13 protein-coding genes are annotated in these 15397 nt (G+C 65.7%); 5 read left to right on the forward strand and 8 right to left on the reverse strand.

Annotated features, from left to right (window positions below):
• Positions 1-19 precede the first annotated feature (19 nt).
• The 4 genes from EVC45_RS01170 to EVC45_RS01185 form a co-directional block, all read right to left on the reverse strand.
• Positions 20-3088 carry an efflux RND transporter permease subunit gene (locus tag EVC45_RS01170; RefSeq protein WP_306770728.1) on the reverse strand — a complete coding sequence of 1023 codons (3069 nt, stop codon included), beginning with the start codon at positions 3086-3088 and terminating at the stop codon, positions 20-22.
• Between the two features lie 16 nt (positions 3089-3104).
• Positions 3105-4256 carry an efflux RND transporter periplasmic adaptor subunit gene (locus EVC45_RS01175; protein WP_129956212.1) on the reverse strand — a complete coding sequence of 384 codons (1152 nt, stop codon included), beginning with the start codon at positions 4254-4256 and terminating at the stop codon, positions 3105-3107.
• A gap of 54 nt (positions 4257-4310) precedes the next feature.
• A complete protein-coding gene (locus EVC45_RS01180; RefSeq protein ID WP_129956213.1) occupies positions 4311-5876 on the reverse strand; it encodes an efflux transporter outer membrane subunit in 1566 nt (521 codons plus the stop codon).
• Between the two features lie 541 nt (positions 5877-6417).
• On the reverse strand, positions 6418-7374 hold the full coding sequence (locus EVC45_RS01185; protein ID WP_129956214.1) for an AEC family transporter: 957 nt from the start codon (positions 7372-7374) through the stop codon (positions 6418-6420).
• 144 nt (positions 7375-7518) lie between these two features.
• On the opposite strand from EVC45_RS01185, the gene EVC45_RS01190 reads away from it, so the two are divergent.
• Positions 7519-8385 (forward strand): LysR family transcriptional regulator, encoded by an 867-nt coding sequence (locus EVC45_RS01190; RefSeq protein ID WP_129956215.1) that lies wholly within the window; start codon positions 7519-7521, stop codon positions 8383-8385.
• 21 nt (positions 8386-8406) lie between these two features.
• On the opposite strand, the gene EVC45_RS01195 is transcribed toward EVC45_RS01190, so the two are convergent.
• Together EVC45_RS01195 and EVC45_RS01200 are read right to left on the reverse strand one after the other, a co-directional pair.
• Positions 8407-9069: a VC0807 family protein gene (locus tag EVC45_RS01195; RefSeq protein ID WP_129956216.1), complete on the reverse strand. Its 663-nt coding sequence runs from the start codon at positions 9067-9069 to the stop codon at positions 8407-8409.
• A 271-nt stretch (positions 9070-9340) separates the two neighbouring features.
• The gene (locus EVC45_RS01200) at positions 9341-10075 is read right to left on the reverse strand and encodes a GNAT family N-acetyltransferase (protein ID WP_129956217.1); all 735 of its coding nucleotides are present in this window, start codon (positions 10073-10075) and stop codon (positions 9341-9343) included.
• A 126-nt stretch (positions 10076-10201) separates the two neighbouring features.
• Here EVC45_RS01200 and EVC45_RS01205 point away from each other — a divergent pair, with 126 nt between their 5' ends.
• The 3 genes from EVC45_RS01205 to EVC45_RS01215 all read left to right on the forward strand — a co-directional run bounded on the left by EVC45_RS01205 (position 10202) and on the right by EVC45_RS01215 (position 13180).
• Positions 10202-11830: a PLP-dependent aminotransferase family protein gene (locus EVC45_RS01205; protein WP_129956218.1), complete on the forward strand. Its 1629-nt coding sequence runs from the start codon at positions 10202-10204 to the stop codon at positions 11828-11830.
• Positions 11831-12061: 231 nt separating this feature from the next.
• Positions 12062-12394: a hypothetical protein gene (locus EVC45_RS01210; RefSeq protein WP_129956219.1), complete on the forward strand. Its 333-nt coding sequence runs from the start codon at positions 12062-12064 to the stop codon at positions 12392-12394.
• Positions 12395-12598: 204 nt separating this feature from the next.
• A complete protein-coding gene (locus EVC45_RS01215; RefSeq protein WP_129956220.1) occupies positions 12599-13180 on the forward strand; it encodes a flavin reductase family protein in 582 nt (193 codons plus the stop codon).
• A gap of 6 nt (positions 13181-13186) precedes the next feature.
• On the opposite strand, the gene EVC45_RS01220 is transcribed toward EVC45_RS01215, so the two are convergent.
• Positions 13187-13684, reverse strand: a complete 498-nt coding sequence (locus tag EVC45_RS01220) for a GNAT family N-acetyltransferase (RefSeq protein ID WP_129956221.1) — start codon at positions 13682-13684, stop codon at positions 13187-13189.
• A 226-nt stretch (positions 13685-13910) separates the two neighbouring features.
• Positions 13911-14294 carry a hypothetical protein gene (locus EVC45_RS01225; protein WP_129956323.1) on the reverse strand — a complete coding sequence of 128 codons (384 nt, stop codon included), beginning with the start codon at positions 14292-14294 and terminating at the stop codon, positions 13911-13913.
• Positions 14295-14445: 151 nt separating this feature from the next.
• Here EVC45_RS01225 and EVC45_RS01230 point away from each other — a divergent pair, with 151 nt between their 5' ends.
• A complete protein-coding gene (locus tag EVC45_RS01230) occupies positions 14446-15318 on the forward strand; it encodes a GyrI-like domain-containing protein (protein WP_129956222.1) in 873 nt (290 codons plus the stop codon).
• Positions 15319-15397 lie beyond the last annotated feature (79 nt).

The following is a 15397-nucleotide window of genomic DNA, read 5'->3' on the forward strand; positions in this document are numbered from 1 at the left end:
GGTACGCAAACACCCAGGCCTAACCCGCCTGACCCGCTTCGCCGGCCTTCGGCGCCTGCGCATGCCGCTGGTGATCCGCAGCCAGAAACATGTACATCGCCGGCACCACGAACAACGTGAACAGCGTGCCGATCGACATCCCCGTGAAGATCACGAGCCCCATCGCGTTGCGGCCCGCCGCGCCCGCGCCCGACGCGATCACGAGCGGCAGCACGCCGAGCACCATCGCCGCGGTCGTCATCAGGATCGGGCGCAGCCGCACGCCGGCGGCTTCCTCGACCGCTTCGCGCTTGGTGCGGCCCGCGCGCTGCAATTCGTTGGCGAACTGCACGATCAGAATGCCGTGCTTGCTGACGAGCCCCATCAGCGTGACGAGGCCGACCTGGGTGTAGATGTTCAGCGTGGTCAGGCCGATGTTGATGAAGATCAGCGCGCCGAACAGCGCCATCGGCACCGAGATCAGGATCACGATCGGATCGCGGAAGCTCTCGAATTGCGCAGCGAGTGCGAGGAACACGATGATCGTCGCGAGCAGCAGCGTGATGACGAAGCCGCCCGACTCCTGCACGAACTGGCGGGACTCTCCCGAGTAATCGGCCGAATAGCCGGCCGGCGCGACCTGCGCGGTGGCTTTGCGCAGAAAATCGAGCACCTGGCCTTGCGACACGCCCGGCACGATCACGCCGGAGATCGTCGCCGAGTTCAACTGCTGGAAGTGATTGATCGATTCGGGCACGACGCTGTGCCGCAGATGCGCGACCGTCGAGGCGGGAATCACACTGCCGTCCGGTGTGCGCAGATAGTAGTCGAGCACCTGCGACGGATTGAGCCGGTCGGTCTGCAGCACCTGCGGAATCACCTTGTACGAGCGTCCCGCAATCGAGAAGTAGTTGACGTAGCCGCCGCCCAGCGCCGAACCGAGCGCCTGTCCGACGTCGCTTTGCGACAGCCCGAGCGAGGCCACCTTGTCGCGGTCGACGACGAGCACCGCTTCCGGCTTGTCGATCTTCAGGTCGCTGTCGACGAAGAAGAACATGCCGCTCTCGCGCGCTTTTTCGAGCACCGCTTGCGACACCTCGTTGAGGTTTTCGAACGGCTCGGTCGTGCTGATCACGAACTGCACCGGCAAGCCCTGCGAGCCCGGCAGCGGCGGAAACTGGAACGCCGCGACGCGCGCGCCGGCGATCTGATTCCACTTCTGCTGCAACTCCTGCTGCAGCACGGTCGCGTTCTTGCCGCGCTGATCCCAGGTCTTGAACAGCACACCGCCGATGCCCTGGTTGATGGTGGGCGAGCCCGTCAGCTGGAACATCTGCGAGTATTCGGGCAGCGACTTCGACGCGTCGAACACCTGGTCCGCGTAGGTCTGCATCTGCTGGATCGTCGCGTTCGGCGGTCCGATGATCTGCGACAGCACGACGCCCTGGTCTTCCTGCGGCGCGAGTTCCGACTGCGAGGTCATGAACAGATACACGGTGCCGCACAGCAGCAGCGCGCCCATGATCACGAACACCGGCCAGGTATCGAGCGTCGCATGCAGCAGGCGGCCGTAGCCGCGATGCACGCGCTCGAACTGGCGGTCGACGAAACGCGCGAAACGCCCCGACTCCTGCTCGGTGCGAAAGAAGCGCGAGCACATCATCGGCGACAACGTGAGTGCGATCACGCCCGACACCGTCACCGCGCCCGCGAGCGTGAACGCGAATTCGGTGAACAGCGCGCCCGTCAGCCCGCCCTGGAAGCCGATCGGCGCGTACACGGCGATCAGCACGACGGTCATCGCGAGGATCGGGCCGCCGAGTTCGCGCGCGGCGATCAGCGCGGCGTCGAACGGCGTCTTGCCTTCGTGCTTCATGTGCCGATCGACGTTCTCGACGACGATGATCGCGTCGTCCACGACGAGCCCGATCGCGAGCACGAGCGCGAGCAGCGTCAGCAGATTGATCGAATAGCCGAGCGCCTGCATCACGAAGAACGTGCCGATCAGCGACAGCGGCATCGCGATCAGCGGCACGATCACCGCGCGGAAGCTGCCGAGAAACAGGAAGATCACGATCGTGACGATCACGAGCGCTTCGACGAGCGTCTTGATCACTTCCCTGATCGCGGTGTTCACGAAGTCGGTCGCGTCATAAACGATGTCGCCCGTCATGCCGGTCGGGAACTGCTTCTGCAGATCGGGGAACACAGTTTTCACGCGCTTGGCCACGTCGAGAATGTTCGCGTCGGGCGCGACCTTGATACCGATGAACACCGAGCGCTTGCCGCTGAACGCGACGTTGAAGTCGTAGCTGTCGGCGCCGAGCACGACGTTCGCGACATCCTCGAGACGCACGATCGAGCCGTTCTTCTGCTTGACGACGAGCTGCTTGAAATCGTCGACGGTATGCAGGTCCGTGCCCGCTTCCAGGTCGACGCTGACCATCTGCCCCTTCGTCGTGCCGAGCGTCGCCAGGTAGTTGTTGTTGCCGAGCGCGGTGTACACGTCGCTCGCGCTCACGCCGTGCGCGGCGAGCCGCGCCGAGTCGAGCCACGCGCGCATCGCGAACTGCCGGCCGCCGAGCACTTCGGCGGTCTGCACGCCCTGGATCGAATCGAGCTTCGGCTTGACCACGCGCAACAGGTAGTCGGTGACGTTGTTGCTCGGCAGCACGCTGCTGTAGAAACCCATGTACATCGCATCGGTAGTCTGCCCGGTCTGCACCGTCAGCACCGGCTGCTGCGCCTGCGGCGGCAACTGGTTGCGCACCGAGCCGATCTGCGTGTTGATCTCGGTCAGCGCGCGGTTCGCGTCGTAGTTCAGACGCAGCGTCGCGATGATCGTCGACACGCCCGTGATGCTCGTCGACGACATGTAGTCGATGCCCTGCGCCTGCGCGATCGCCGCTTCGAGCGGCTGCGTGATGAAGCCGGCGATGGTGTCGGAGTTCGCGCCGTAGTAGGCCGTCGTGATCGTGACGACCGCGTTCTCGGTCTGCGGATACTGGCTGACTTTCAGCACCGCGAGCGCACGCACCCCGAGCACGAGGATCAGCAGGCTCACGACCGAAGCGAGTACCGGCCGGCGGATGAAGATGTCCGTGAACATGATCGGGCGGCCTCGCTTATTGTTCCTGCGGCGTCGGATTCGGACTGTCCGACGGCTGGACGCGGTTGTCGATGATCAGCGGCGTGCCGTTCTTCAGCTTGATCTGGCCGCTCGTCACGACCTGCGTACCGTCGTCGACACCCTTCAGAATCGCCACCTGGTCGCCGCGCGTCGGCCCCGGCGTCACGAACACCTGCTGCGCGACGGGCAGCGTCTTGCCCTGCGCGTTGGGCTGCGTGCCCGGCTTCACGACGAACACGGTCGCGCCGTACGGGTTGTACGTGATCGCCGTTTGCGGCAGCGTCAAGTGGCGCTCCTCGGCGCCCGAGTCGATCTTCACGTTCGCATACATGCCGGGCAGCAGCTTGCGCTCGTGATTGTCGACGCTCGCTTCGATCTGCACGTTGCGCGTCGCGCTGTCGACTTTCGGGCTCATCGACTGGATCTTGCCGGTGAAGGCTCGTCCGCTGTACGCGTTGGTATCGACGCTGACGGTTGCGCCGATCGCGAGCTGGCCGAGCTGCTGTTGCGGCACCGAGAAGTCAGCGTAGATCGGATCGATGGCCTGCAGCGTGACGATCGCATCGCCGGGATTCAGGTATTGCCCCGGATTGATCGTCGTGATGCCGAGGCGTCCCGCGAACGGCGCGCGAATCGTCTTCTTGTCGACGAGCGCCTGCTGTGCCGCGACCTGGGCCTTCTTGCCCTTGAGGTCGGCCGCGTCGGCGTCGAGTTGAGCCTTGGCGATCGCCTTGATGTCGTACTGCGCGCGGTCGCGCTCGTAGACCGTCCGCGCGAGTTCGGCCGCGGCCTGCAGCGATTGCAGCAGCGCGACGTCGCCGTCGGCGTTCAGTCTGACGAGGATCTGCCCGGCTTTCGCTTCCTGCCCCGACACGAACGCGACCTCGCGCACGAGTCCGGCGACTTCCGTCGTCACGTCGACGCCGCGCACCGCGCGCAGGCTGCCGACCGCCGTGAGCTGCGGCTGCCACGACTGATAGCGGACCACCACCGCCGATACGGTCGCGGGCGGCGCGGTGTTGCCCGCCATGAACTTCGCGAACATGTGCGCGCGGAACAGGTTGAAGCCGACCAGCGCGGCGAGCAGCAGGCCGACGCAGATCAACATGATCACCATCCGCTTCGTCATCGGTTTTCTTTCGGCCATCGTGATGTCCTTGCTCGGCTTGGGGCGAGGGCTGAGGGTTGCGTCAGGGCACGGTCAATGTGGCGTTGCGGCGGTTGCTGTGGTTGCTGACGACGAGTTCGATACGGTCGCCGACGCGGCCGCCGGTGCGGCCGCCGACTCGGGCGCCGCGGCATTCCACCAGCCGCCGCCGAGCGCCTGGAACAGCGCCGCCGTATCGGCGTAGCGCGCTGCCTGCGCCTGCGCGAGACTCACGACCGTTTGCTGATACTGGCGTTGCGCGTCGAGCAGCGCGATGTAGCTGACGCCGCCGACGCGATACTGGCCACGCGTCAGTTCGAGCGAATCGCTCGCGGCGCGCGATGCGTCGGTTTGCGCCTTGAGTCCGGTCGCGTCGTGTTCGAGCGCGCGCAGCGTGTCGGCGACGTTCTGGAACGCGAGCAGCACCGTCTCGCGGTATTGCGCGCCGGCCTGCTCGTAGGCGGCTTCGGCCGCGCGCTTCTGCGCGCTCAGCTGGCCACCGTGAAAGACCGGTTGCAGCAAGCCCGCGCCGATGCTCCAGATCGTGCTGCCCGCCTTGAGGACGTCTGCCGGCCCTAACCCCTCCGCGCCGTAGCTCGCGGACAGCGTGATTTGCGGATACATCGCCGCGGTCGCGACGCCGACCTGCGCGCTCGCCTGATGCAGCGTGGCGTCGGCGGCGAGGATGTCGGGGCGCTGGCGCACCAGCGACGACGGCAGGCTCACGGGCAGCGTGTCGGGCAGCGAGAACATGTCGAGCGTGAACTCGGGCACGCCGGTGTCGCTGGGCAGCTTGCCGGCGAGCACCGCAAGCTGATGGCGCGCCTGATCGAGCTGCTGGGCGAGCGGCGGCAGCGTCGCGCGGGTCTGCGCGAGCAGCGTTTCCTGCGCGAGCACCGCCGCGCGGCTCACGCCGCCGAGCGAGAATTGCTGGTCGAGCAGGTTCAGCTGCTGCTGTTCCTCGGTGGCGATCCGCTCGGTCGCGTCGATCTGCGCGCGCACCGACGCTTCCTTGACCGCCGCGGTCACGATATTGGCCGAGATCGCGAGCCAGGCGGCCTGCAGCTGGAAGCGCTGATAGTCGATCTGCGCATGCAGCGCTTCGAGTTCGCGCCGCGCGCCGCCGAACACGTCGAGCTTGTACGAGACGTTGACCGACGCGTTGTAGAGAGTCAATTCCTCGACGAGGCCGGGCTCGCCGAACGAGATGCCGTTCAGCTTTTCGCGCGTGGCGCCCAGTTGCGCGTCGACGCTCGGCAGCAGGGTGCCGCCCGCCTGCGCGGTGTAATTCTCGCGGGCCTGGCGCAACGCGGCCTGGGCCGCGGCCATGTTCGGACTATTGCCGATGGCCTCGCGGATCAGTGCGTCGAGCGGCTCGCAATGAAAGAGCGTCCACCACGCGGCGGGAATGTCCTGGGCCGGTGCGAAACGCTGCGGCAGGCCGGCGGGGCCGGGCGCGGAGGCAGTCTGGTCGGGCAGTGGCGTGGCGGTGAAGGTGTCGGTGGCCGGCGCGGGCGGCGCGTGATAGTCGGGGCCGACCATGCAGCCGGCCAGCGCGACACAGCCGCACAGCGCAACGTAGAGGCGCCGCCAGACAATACGCTGACTCACGTCGATCATCGATCTACCTTGTATCGCCAGTGGCGGGTGGACCGGACGGAGATGTTCAGGTCACCCGAACGTTCTTGGAGTTGTCTTGCCGACGCTGGAATTTACCATGCACGGCGCGAACCGCGCTTGGCCTCGCGTGCGCTGGCCGACGAAGGCGGATACGAGATCACGTAGGAGGGCGGTGAGGCCGGGCGGCGCTGCCCGCTGTCTGTCGCGACCGGCGGGCATTCAGGAAAAATTTACGGTTTCGGGCGCGCTATATGAACTCGCTCGAACCGGCGCCGGCGGTCGTCGGGTCTGGTGTGATGAATCTGATCGGCGTGCTGGTCGGCGGCATTTCGGTGGCGTTTGCGCTCGTCACGATTCCGCCTCCCGACGTATTGACCCCGTGGCGCCCGAGCCCAACGTCACCCCCGGCTCGAACGCGGTCGGCGCCGCGCCCAGTTCGCGCCGGAACATATCGTCGCGCTACGCGCTGCGCCGGGATCGCGGACCGTTCTGGTCCGTTTGCGAAGCATAGCGCGGCGGCCGGACGGACCGCATCCCGCCCTCAGCTTTGATGCCCCATCAGCATGAGCAGCAACGACAGCGTCACCACCGAACCGATCGTCGAGAGCAGGATCGTGCGCGACGTAATGTGCGCTTCGCGCTGATAGAACTCGGCGAGCATGAATGGGCCGGTGCCGGTCGGCAGCGCGGCGAGTACGACGGCCATTTCGACCAGCATCGGCGCAAGCCCGAATACGCGAGCCGCGAGCCACCATGTCAGCGCCGGCTGCACCACCAGCTTGACGCCGGTCAGCAGCAACGAGATGCCGCCGGCGCCCGCTTCCGGTTCGGTTTGGTTCGGACGCTTTTCCGCAAGGAACAGCCCGAGGCTCACGAGCGCGCACGGACTCGCGGCGCCGGCCAGCAGCTTCAGAAATGTCTCCGCGCTCGCGGGCAGCGTCACATGCAGACTCGCGACCGCGACGCCCGCGAGCGGCGACACGATCAGCGGATTGCGCGCGAGCGAACCCAGCACCTTCAGGCCGAGCTTGTGCGGCGTGCGCTCGGTCTGCAGGCCGATCTCGATCAGCACGATCGCGACCGCGAACAGCACGCAAGCGACGAGGATCGTCGCGATCGTGGTCGGCGTCAGGCTCGCATGGCCGAACGCGATCACGCCGAGCGGAAAGCCGATGTAGCCGGTGTTCGGATACGAGGCCGCGATCGCGTCGACGCTGGCGTCGGCCAGATGCCGGCCGCTCAGAAGACGCAGCGCGAGGATCAACGTGAACACGCTCACGCACGCAATCGAAAATGTCGCGACGAAAGCCGGCTGATACAGCTGGTGCCATGTGGCGTGCGCCATCGTGTCGAACAGCAGCGCGGGCAGCGCGAGCCAGACGACGAAGCGATTCAGTTCGGACGCGGAGTTCGGTCCGAGCACGCCGCGTCGACGGCACGCGAAGCCCGCGAAAATGAGGCCAAAAACGGGAAGCAGGATTTCGAGCGTGGCTAGCATCGGTGCAAAAGGGGACGTTCGGGCGTGCGCGGAACGGGCACGGAACTGAAGACCCGCCAGCGTAGCGAATTGCGTTGATACAATCCAATACTGTGTTGAGGGGCCGACAATACCTTTTTTGCATCGTCAATCCACGGGGGTGTCGTGATCGATGTCAAACCACTGCGCTACTTCGTGACGCTCGCCGACACGCGTCATTTCGGCCGGGCGGCGGCGCGGCTCAATCTGTCGCAGCCGCCGCTGAGCCGGCAGCTCGCGGCGCTCGAAGCGAGCCTCGGCGTCACGCTGATCGAGCGCAGTCCGCGCAGCGTCACGCTGACCGCGGCGGGCGAGCGCTTTTACGCGGATGCGAAGGCGATTCTCGCGTCGCTCGAACAGGCAGTCAGTAACGCCAGGGCCGCCGCGCACGGCGAGGCCGGCAAGCTCGAAATCGGCTTCACGATGTGCTCGGCTTACAGCGTGGTCCCCGGCTATGCGCGAGTGTTCGGCGCCGCGTATCCGGAGGTCGAGCTGAAGCTGCGCGAGGTCGTATCGAACGATCTGGCCGCGCAACTGCTCGCCGGCCACATCGACGCGGCGATCATGTTCCCGACCGTGCCCGACAAGTCACTCGCGACGCGCACGGTGCTCACCGAGCCGCTGTGCGTCGCGCTGTCGCGCAGCCATCCGCGCGCGCGGGCGCGCCGCTTGAAGATCGCGCAGCTGGCGGGCGAGCCGTTCGTGCTCGCCCTGGAAGAAGTCGCGCCGGGACTGCGCGCGACGATTGTCGAGCATTGCCGCTCGGGCGGCTTCGAGCCCGACATCCGCTTCGAAGTGCAGTTGCAGCAGACGGTGCTGAGTCTCGTCGACGAAGGCGTGGGGGTCGCGCTGGTGCCGTCGTCGATGCGCAAGGCGCAGCTTGCGGGCGTGGTGTTCCGGCCGCTCGCCGACGCGCCGCTGATCGAGCAGGTGCTCGCGTGGTCGCCGGCGAATCGGAATCCCTGCTTGGCGAGGTTTCTGGAATTGGCGTGAATGGGGCGCTGGCGCAGTCGGTCACGCACGCGCCGGCGAACTCGCGGGCGCGGGCTCGTCGGCGGGATAGCGCTGCGCGTCCTGTTTGATGCGCCGGCGAATCAGGAACGTCCACAGCGTCAGCGCCCCGTACACACCGTAACGCAGCGCCATGGATGCGAGCGCCGAGCGCGGATCGTTCGGCCATTGCAGCACGATCGCGCTGCGCACGATGTTCTCGCCGATCATGCCGACACCCCACACGAGCGTCATCAGACGGATATAGGCGGCGAGCGTCGGACGATTCCGCCAATGTTGCTCGAACAACTCGGCGCTGCGATGGTCTTCGCGCGACATCGTCGAGCGCGCCAGGTAGAACACGATCGGCTTGCGCAGCGCGAGCGACGCGAGAAACGTGATGCCGATGAAGCCCGACACCATCGGATCTTCGATCAATAGCAGACGCGCGTCGCTGAAGACGAGGCTCGTGGCAAGCGCCGGCAGCACGCCCGCGAGCACGAGTGCGCTCAGCGCGTCGACATGGTGATAACGCAGCAAATCCACCGTCATCCATGCGATCAGCGGCAATGCCGACGCGGCGAGTGCCCCCACCTGCCCCCAGTGCGGAAATGCGAGCCGGTAGGCAAGCCAGGGTAGCGCGACGTTGACGAGCAATGCGCTCAGGTAGCGCAGGCGGGATTTCATCGGCTGGGCTGTAGCGGTATGGAAGAAAGCACGCGTTGCGCATGCTGGTGCCGCGGTGAAAATCGGGTCGGCACGGGGGCGCGAACGTATGTGGGCAGTGTAGGGCGAAGTTGCTTTGGCTGCCGGGGTTGGCGGCGCGCAGCGAAAGGCTGGCGGAAGCGCGCTTCGCCGGGCGCGCGTCGTTATCGTTCGGATCCCGTAGCATCGGGGCGTCCGCAGGGGCGCGCCGCGTGCGGGTGCATCGGCGGCGCGCTGATTCGGTCGTCTGGTTTTAGCGGGCCTCGTCCGCCGCGCGACGCTGCGCGATCAGATCGGCGAGCCGCTCGACCTGTTGCCCTTGCGCATCGAAATTGCCCGCGTCGAGCCACTGCTCGTAGCACGAGCGCAACGCCGGCCATTCGCTGTCGATGATCGAAAACCATGCCGTGTCGCGATTGCGCTCGCGGTAGACGATCGCCTGGCGAAAGATTCCCTCGAACGTGAATCCATAGCGCAGCGCGGCCTTGCGCGACGGTTCGTTCAGCGAATCGCACTTCCATTCGAAGCGCCGGTAGCCGAGCTTGTCGAACACTTCGCCGAGCAGCAGGTACATCGCCTCGGTCGCGATGCGCGTGCGCTTGAGCAACGGCGAATAGGTGACGTGGCCCACTTCGATCACGCCGTTGGCCGGATCGATCCGCATCAGCGACAACGTGCCGACCGGCTTGCCCGTCGCGAGGTCGATGACCGCGTAGTGCAGCGGATCTTTTGATGCAGCCATCCGCGTCAGGTGCTCGCGATAGGCCGCGAGGCTGTCGAACGGGCCGACCGCCAGATAGGTCCAGTCGCGGCCGTCGGCGGCCGAGCGGTACGCGTCGAACAGGTCGGCCGCGTGGCGCGCGACGTCGACCGGCTCCAGTCGGCAATAGCGGCCGCTCAGCGGCTCGCGGCCCGGCGGCTGCGCGCCGTGCCAGCCCGGCACGGGCTTGCCGATCGCCTGGCCATAGTCGTTGCGTGTGGGTTCCATGTCTGTTCTCCTGTCGATGAATGGGCGATGCCGGAGGATGCCGATGCGTGTCGATGCGGGAACGATACGGCAAACGTGGTATGTTCAAAAGATCCACGACACGCTTATTCGATAGGTCCAGCCACCATGATCGAAATCATCGGACCGCTCGTCCATGCGGACGACGTCTTCGCCCCGAGCGGCGCCAGGGGGGCCACGCGGCCCGCGCCGCTGCAAAAGCAGCTGATCGAACGTCTGCAGCAGGCGATTCTCGCCGGTCGTCTGCCGGCCGGGTCGCTGCTGCCGTCGTCGCGGCTGCTTGCCGCCGAAATGGGCGTGTCGCGCAATACGGTCGTGATCGCTTACGAGCATCTCGCCGCGGTCGGCTATGTGATCGCCGATCGCCAGGGCACGCGCGTGAGTCCGCTGTCGAGCCCCGCCGCGCGCGGCGAGCGGGCCGCGGCGTCGGCCGCGCCGGAGGTCGCGTACGCGGCGCGCGTCGAGCAGTTCGCGGCGTCGCACAATCACGCCGACGACGCGTATGCGCTGACCCCCGGCACGCCCGCGCTCGACCGTTTCCCGCTCGCGGCATGGCGGCGCGCGCTCGAACGGGCGATGGAGCGCGCCTTGCCGCGTGCGCTCGGCTACGGCACGCCGGCTGGGGAGCCCGCGTTGCGCGACGCGATCGCCGCGCATCTGCGGATGGCGCGCGGCGTGCGCTGCGATGGGACGCAGGTCGTGATCACCGAGGGCGCGCAGGAAGCACTGAACCTGTGCGTGCGGCTGCTGACCAATCCCGGCGATATCGCATGGGTCGAGGACCCCGGCTATCGCGGCGCGAAGGCCGCTTTCAACGCCGGCGACTTGCGCATGCTGCCGATTCCCGTCGACGCCGAAGGCATGGCCGTGCCGGCCGACGCGTGGCGCACGCATCCGCCGAAGCTGATCTATACGTCACCAGCGCATCAGTATCCGACGGGCGCGGTGCTGTCGGTGGCGCGGCGGCTTGCGCTGATTACCGAGGCACGGCGCTGCGGCGCGTGGCTGATCGAGGACGATTACGACGGCGAGGTGCGCCACACCGGCGAGCCGATCGCGAGCATGCAGGGACTCGTCGACGGGGCGCCCGTGCTGTACGTCGGCTCGTTCAGCAAGACGATGTTTCCGGCGCTGCGGATCGGCTTCGTGGTGCTGCCTCGCGCGATCGCCGCGCACGCCGCTGTTGCGCTGCAAGAGATGCTGCGCGGCGGTCATCGGCTGGAGCAGCTGGCGCTCGCGCATTTCATCGAAAGCGGCGAGTTCGGGCGGCATCTCGGCCGAATGCGTCGGCTGTACCGCGAGCGCCAGCAGGCGCTGCGCGACGCGCTGGCCGAGCATTTTCCGGCGGCGACGATTCTCGGCGGCGATTGCGGCATGCATTTGACGCTGCGGCTGCCAGCATCGCTCGACGATCGCGCGCTCACGGCGCGGGCGCAGGCGCGGGGGCTCAGTCCGCGTGCGCTGTCGGGCTTCGCGATGGCGGCGTCGGAGCAGACGAATGGGCTCGTGATCGGGTACGGCAATACGGAGGCTGAGCGCCTGGGACCTGCGGTGGAAGCGCTGGCGGAACTGGTGCAAGAGATGCAGGGAGAGGCGCGACCGGCTGTGAAGCGAGCGGCGAAACCGAAGGCGAAACCGGCGGCGAAACCCACCGGGCAAGCCGCCGGAAAACCCGGCTCCCAGCCCCGCAAAAAGCCCACCCCGCAACGCCGTACGTCCGCCAATCCGGACATGTAAGTTTTACGTTTGTCCGCCTGGCCCATGTCGCGCTATCGTGTCGTATGCGCGGCGAATTCGCAGTTCCGATGTGCTGGTTTGCCCGCATGTGCCGCGGTTGGCCGGCCCGTCGCGGGGCGTGCCCGCGCGACAGGCGGAGCGCCCGCCGCGTCGTGCGCGTAGCGCCGGCGATGGGCACGAACAATGCATTGACTGTGGTTATCGATGACGATCTATCCGACCGGAGACGACATGAAGGAAATCGAACCGACCCCGTGGTTTGACCTTGCCATCCATACGCCCGCACGCGAAGGCTGGTACGAGGTGCAGTTGGCGAGCGGGGACACGGCGTTTGCAAAATTTGGCGACGGCGTGTGGACCGAAAAGCCGTTGCTCGTATTCACGCATTGGCGCGGCCTGTCCGCCGATCCGTCGAAAGCCGCGGACGGCGCGGCCGAATCGGTCAGCGCCGAAGCCACCGCGGCGCAGGGCGTGCGTGCCGCCTGGAACGCGTTCTTCCCGGGACTCGGCGACGAGCAGCACAAGCCGCTCAATGCGGTGCCGAACGGCAAGGCGCATCATTGAGGGTGCCTTGAAGTTCGCTTGAAGTCTGGTCGGGCGGCGGCTTGGGGCTGCTGCCCGGCAGCTCGATTCGTCCGTCATTCGCGCGCGGTTTCGCGGTTCGATTCGCCCCCGGAGTCACTTTCTCATCGCTCGGCCTTGCGCCGCACCGCATTTGTCCTGTCCCGCTACAATCGGCGTCATCCCTCCGACGCAAATCACGATGCCATGAACGCCACCCGAGAACCCGTGGAACTGTCGCGCGCGACTCAACTGCTCAATCACGGACCGGTCACGCTGATCACGAGCGCGCACGCTGGTCGATCGAACGTGATGGCCGCGTCATGGGCGATGCCCCTCGATTTCAATCCGCCGAAGGTGGTGGTCGTCGTGGATAGCCGCACGCTGACGCGCCGCCTGATCGAAGCGAGCGGCGTGTTCGGGCTGCAACTGCCGAGCCGCGGTTTTGCCGCGCAAACGCTCGCGGTCGGCTCGCACCCAGGTATCGAACTCGACAAATTCTCCGCGTTCGATCTCAAGACCTTCCCCGCGCAGGAAATCGACGTGCCGATGCTGGACGGCTGCATCACGTGGATGGAGTGCAAAGTGATTCCGGACGACAGCCAGCGGCACGATCTGATCATCGGCGAGGTGGTGGCCGCGTATGCGGATAGCCGCGTGTATTCGCACAACCGCTGGCATTTCGGCGACGATCCCGATCTGCGCACATGCCATTACGTGGCCGGCGGCACCTTCTTCGCGACGGGCGATGCGTTCGAGGTGGCGCCCGTCGCAGCCCCGGTGCGGTGAACGGGCTTAGGTGCTTCGTTCGGTTTCGCCTTCGGCGAATGCTTTGAGCGCGTCGCCCGCGAGACGGTAACGCACCCATTCGCTCTGCGGCTCCGCGCCGATCGACTTGTAGAAGCCGATGGCCGGCTCGTTCCAGTCGAGCACGCTCCATTCGAAGCGGCCGCAGCCCGTTTCGCAGGCGATTTGCGCGAGATGGCGCAGCATCTGTTTGCCCGCGCCGCTGCCACGCGAGGCGGGCGAGACGTACAGGTCTTCCAGATAAAGCCCCTGCTTGCCGAGCCACGTCGAATACGAAAAGAAGTACACGCAAAAACCGACGGGCTCGCCGTTCATTTCGCAGATCAGCGCTTTCGCGGGCACGCCCTCAGAAAACAGGCTCTTCTCGATGTCTTTGACGCCGGCGACGACTTCGTGCTCGGCTTTCTCGTAGATCGCGAGTTCGGTGATGAAGTGCAGGATCAGGGTGGCGTCGGAAGCGGTGGCGGGGCGGATGTGGATCGTCAAGGCTAAGTGCTCGGTGAGTTCGGTGGTGACTCCTGCCGGCTGGCGGTACGCGCCAAATGCGCCGGCGTCGGAACAGACTCACATCGTAGCAAAGTGTCGAAGGCCCCGCCTCGAACGGACGGGGCCTGGGGGTGTTTCCTACAGACCCGAAGGCTCGCATTTGGTGTAGTAGGCAATAAGAGTGCAGCAATTCCAAGTCGGGAGATCGAAGCGGCTCCCGCCCGCTTCATCCTTTCGGCAACTCAGACTTACCGCGCCGCTTTCGTGGCTTGGGCTCCACGCCCACGCGCGGATCACGCTGCAGCACGAGCGCCGTGAGCTGCTCGACAGAGTCTTCGAACGAAGGATCCTCCTGCGGCACATAAAGCCATTTCCCGAGCACCGGGTGAGGCCTCAACGCAGGCATCTCGGCAATCAGAGCCGCGTGGCGATCCTGCGACGTACAGACGAGCAGCCCATTCCACGGCTTGTCGCGATCGGCGGCAACCAGACACAACAGGCCGTCGATATACGCGGCATCGCTACCAAACATCCGCCGACGCACATAAGTCGGATCGCGTTCGAACGCGTCGAAGATCCAGAGGAGCGAATTGCTGATCGAAGAGGGCATCGGCGGAAAATCTCGGGCAGCGGGTGGAATGAAGACGAGTTTACGTAATTTCTCCGAGCTCGGCAGCGAGCCGATTGAAGATCGAGCAAGTGCGGCTAGGTAAGATGTGCCCAACCTCGGCGACCATATCGGAACTCGCACGATCCAGACCATGCTAGCTCACACAGACGCCACCGCTGCCTACACGAAGCGCTTCGAAGCCGTTCTCGCCTATATCGACGCAAACCTCGACGGCGATTTGTCGGTAGACGCGCTAAGCCGCATCGCAAACTTCTCGAAGTTCCATTTTCATCGACAGTTTGCCGCGTACGTCGGCGTGCCGGTCGCACGCTACGTGCAATTGATGCGCTTGCGTCGCGCGGCTCGCCGTCTCGCGTCGCAGGCGTCCTGCTCGGTTCTTGATGCCGCGCTTGACGCGGGCTTCGACAGTCCCGAAGCCTTCAGTCGCGCGTTCAAGCGTGTGTTCGGCATGTCGCCGAGCGCGTTTCGACGGCATCCGGCATGGCATATCTGGAGTGCGAGTTTTATCGTTCCCTATCTTTCGAGGAAACTGACCATGCAAGTGAAAATCGTCGAATTTGCGGAAACTCGCGTTGCCGCGCTCGAGCATCGTGGTTCACCTGGACTCGTCAATCAGAGTGTGCACAAGTTCATCGATTGGCGGATTCAAAGCGGACAATCTCCAGTGGAGTCGAGCAGGACCTTCGGCATTCCGCACGGCAATCCGGACACGTTGCCAGCTGAGGAATTCCGCTTCGATATCTGCGGGGAGATCGACGTACCGGTCGCGCCGAATGATTACGGCGTGCGCGAACTCGTGATTCCGGGCGCACGGTGCGCGGTGGTTCGGCACATCGGATCGACCGATCACATCGGCGAAACGATCTACCCGATCTATCGCGACTGGCTGCCTTCGAGTGGAGAAGAGTTGCGGGATCAGCCGCTGTTTTTCCACTACCTGAGCGTCTATCCTGAGACGCCGCTGGATCAGTGGCAGACCGACATCTACATTCCGTTGATGTGATTGAGGGGTGGGGCTAATGTCCGAAACCACAGTTAGTTCGAACTCCAATTCAATTCTGACATCGGTATCAGTTGCATTG

Source organism: Paraburkholderia sp. UYCP14C (assembly GCF_004197395.1).
Lineage (GTDB): Bacteria > Pseudomonadota > Gammaproteobacteria > Burkholderiales > Burkholderiaceae > Paraburkholderia.

Bases quoted from the DNA above. Each gene is read 5' to 3' on its own strand.
- EVC45_RS01225 (WP_129956323.1), bottom strand. From the start codon at position 14,294: ATGCCCTCTTCGATCAGCAATTCGCTCCTCTGGATCTTCGACGCGTTC.
- EVC45_RS01230 (WP_129956222.1), top strand. From the start codon at position 14,446: ATGCTAGCTCACACAGACGCCACCGCTGCCTACACGAAGCGCTTCGAA.
- EVC45_RS01180 (WP_129956213.1), bottom strand. From the start codon at position 5,876: ATGATCGACGTGAGTCAGCGTATTGTCTGGCGGCGCCTCTACGTTGCG.
- EVC45_RS01215 (WP_129956220.1), top strand. From the start codon at position 12,599: ATGAACGCCACCCGAGAACCCGTGGAACTGTCGCGCGCGACTCAACTG.
- EVC45_RS01200 (WP_129956217.1), bottom strand. From the start codon at position 10,075: ATGGAACCCACACGCAACGACTATGGCCAGGCGATCGGCAAGCCCGTG.
- EVC45_RS01175 (WP_129956212.1), bottom strand. From the start codon at position 4,256: ATGGCCGAAAGAAAACCGATGACGAAGCGGATGGTGATCATGTTGATC.
- EVC45_RS01210 (WP_129956219.1), top strand. From the start codon at position 12,062: ATGAAGGAAATCGAACCGACCCCGTGGTTTGACCTTGCCATCCATACG.
- EVC45_RS01195 (WP_129956216.1), bottom strand. From the start codon at position 9,069: ATGAAATCCCGCCTGCGCTACCTGAGCGCATTGCTCGTCAACGTCGCG.
- EVC45_RS01185 (WP_129956214.1), bottom strand. From the start codon at position 7,374: ATGCTAGCCACGCTCGAAATCCTGCTTCCCGTTTTTGGCCTCATTTTC.
- EVC45_RS01170 (WP_306770728.1), bottom strand. From the start codon at position 3,088: ATGTTCACGGACATCTTCATCCGCCGGCCGGTACTCGCTTCGGTCGTG.
- EVC45_RS01205 (WP_129956218.1), top strand. From the start codon at position 10,202: ATGATCGAAATCATCGGACCGCTCGTCCATGCGGACGACGTCTTCGCC.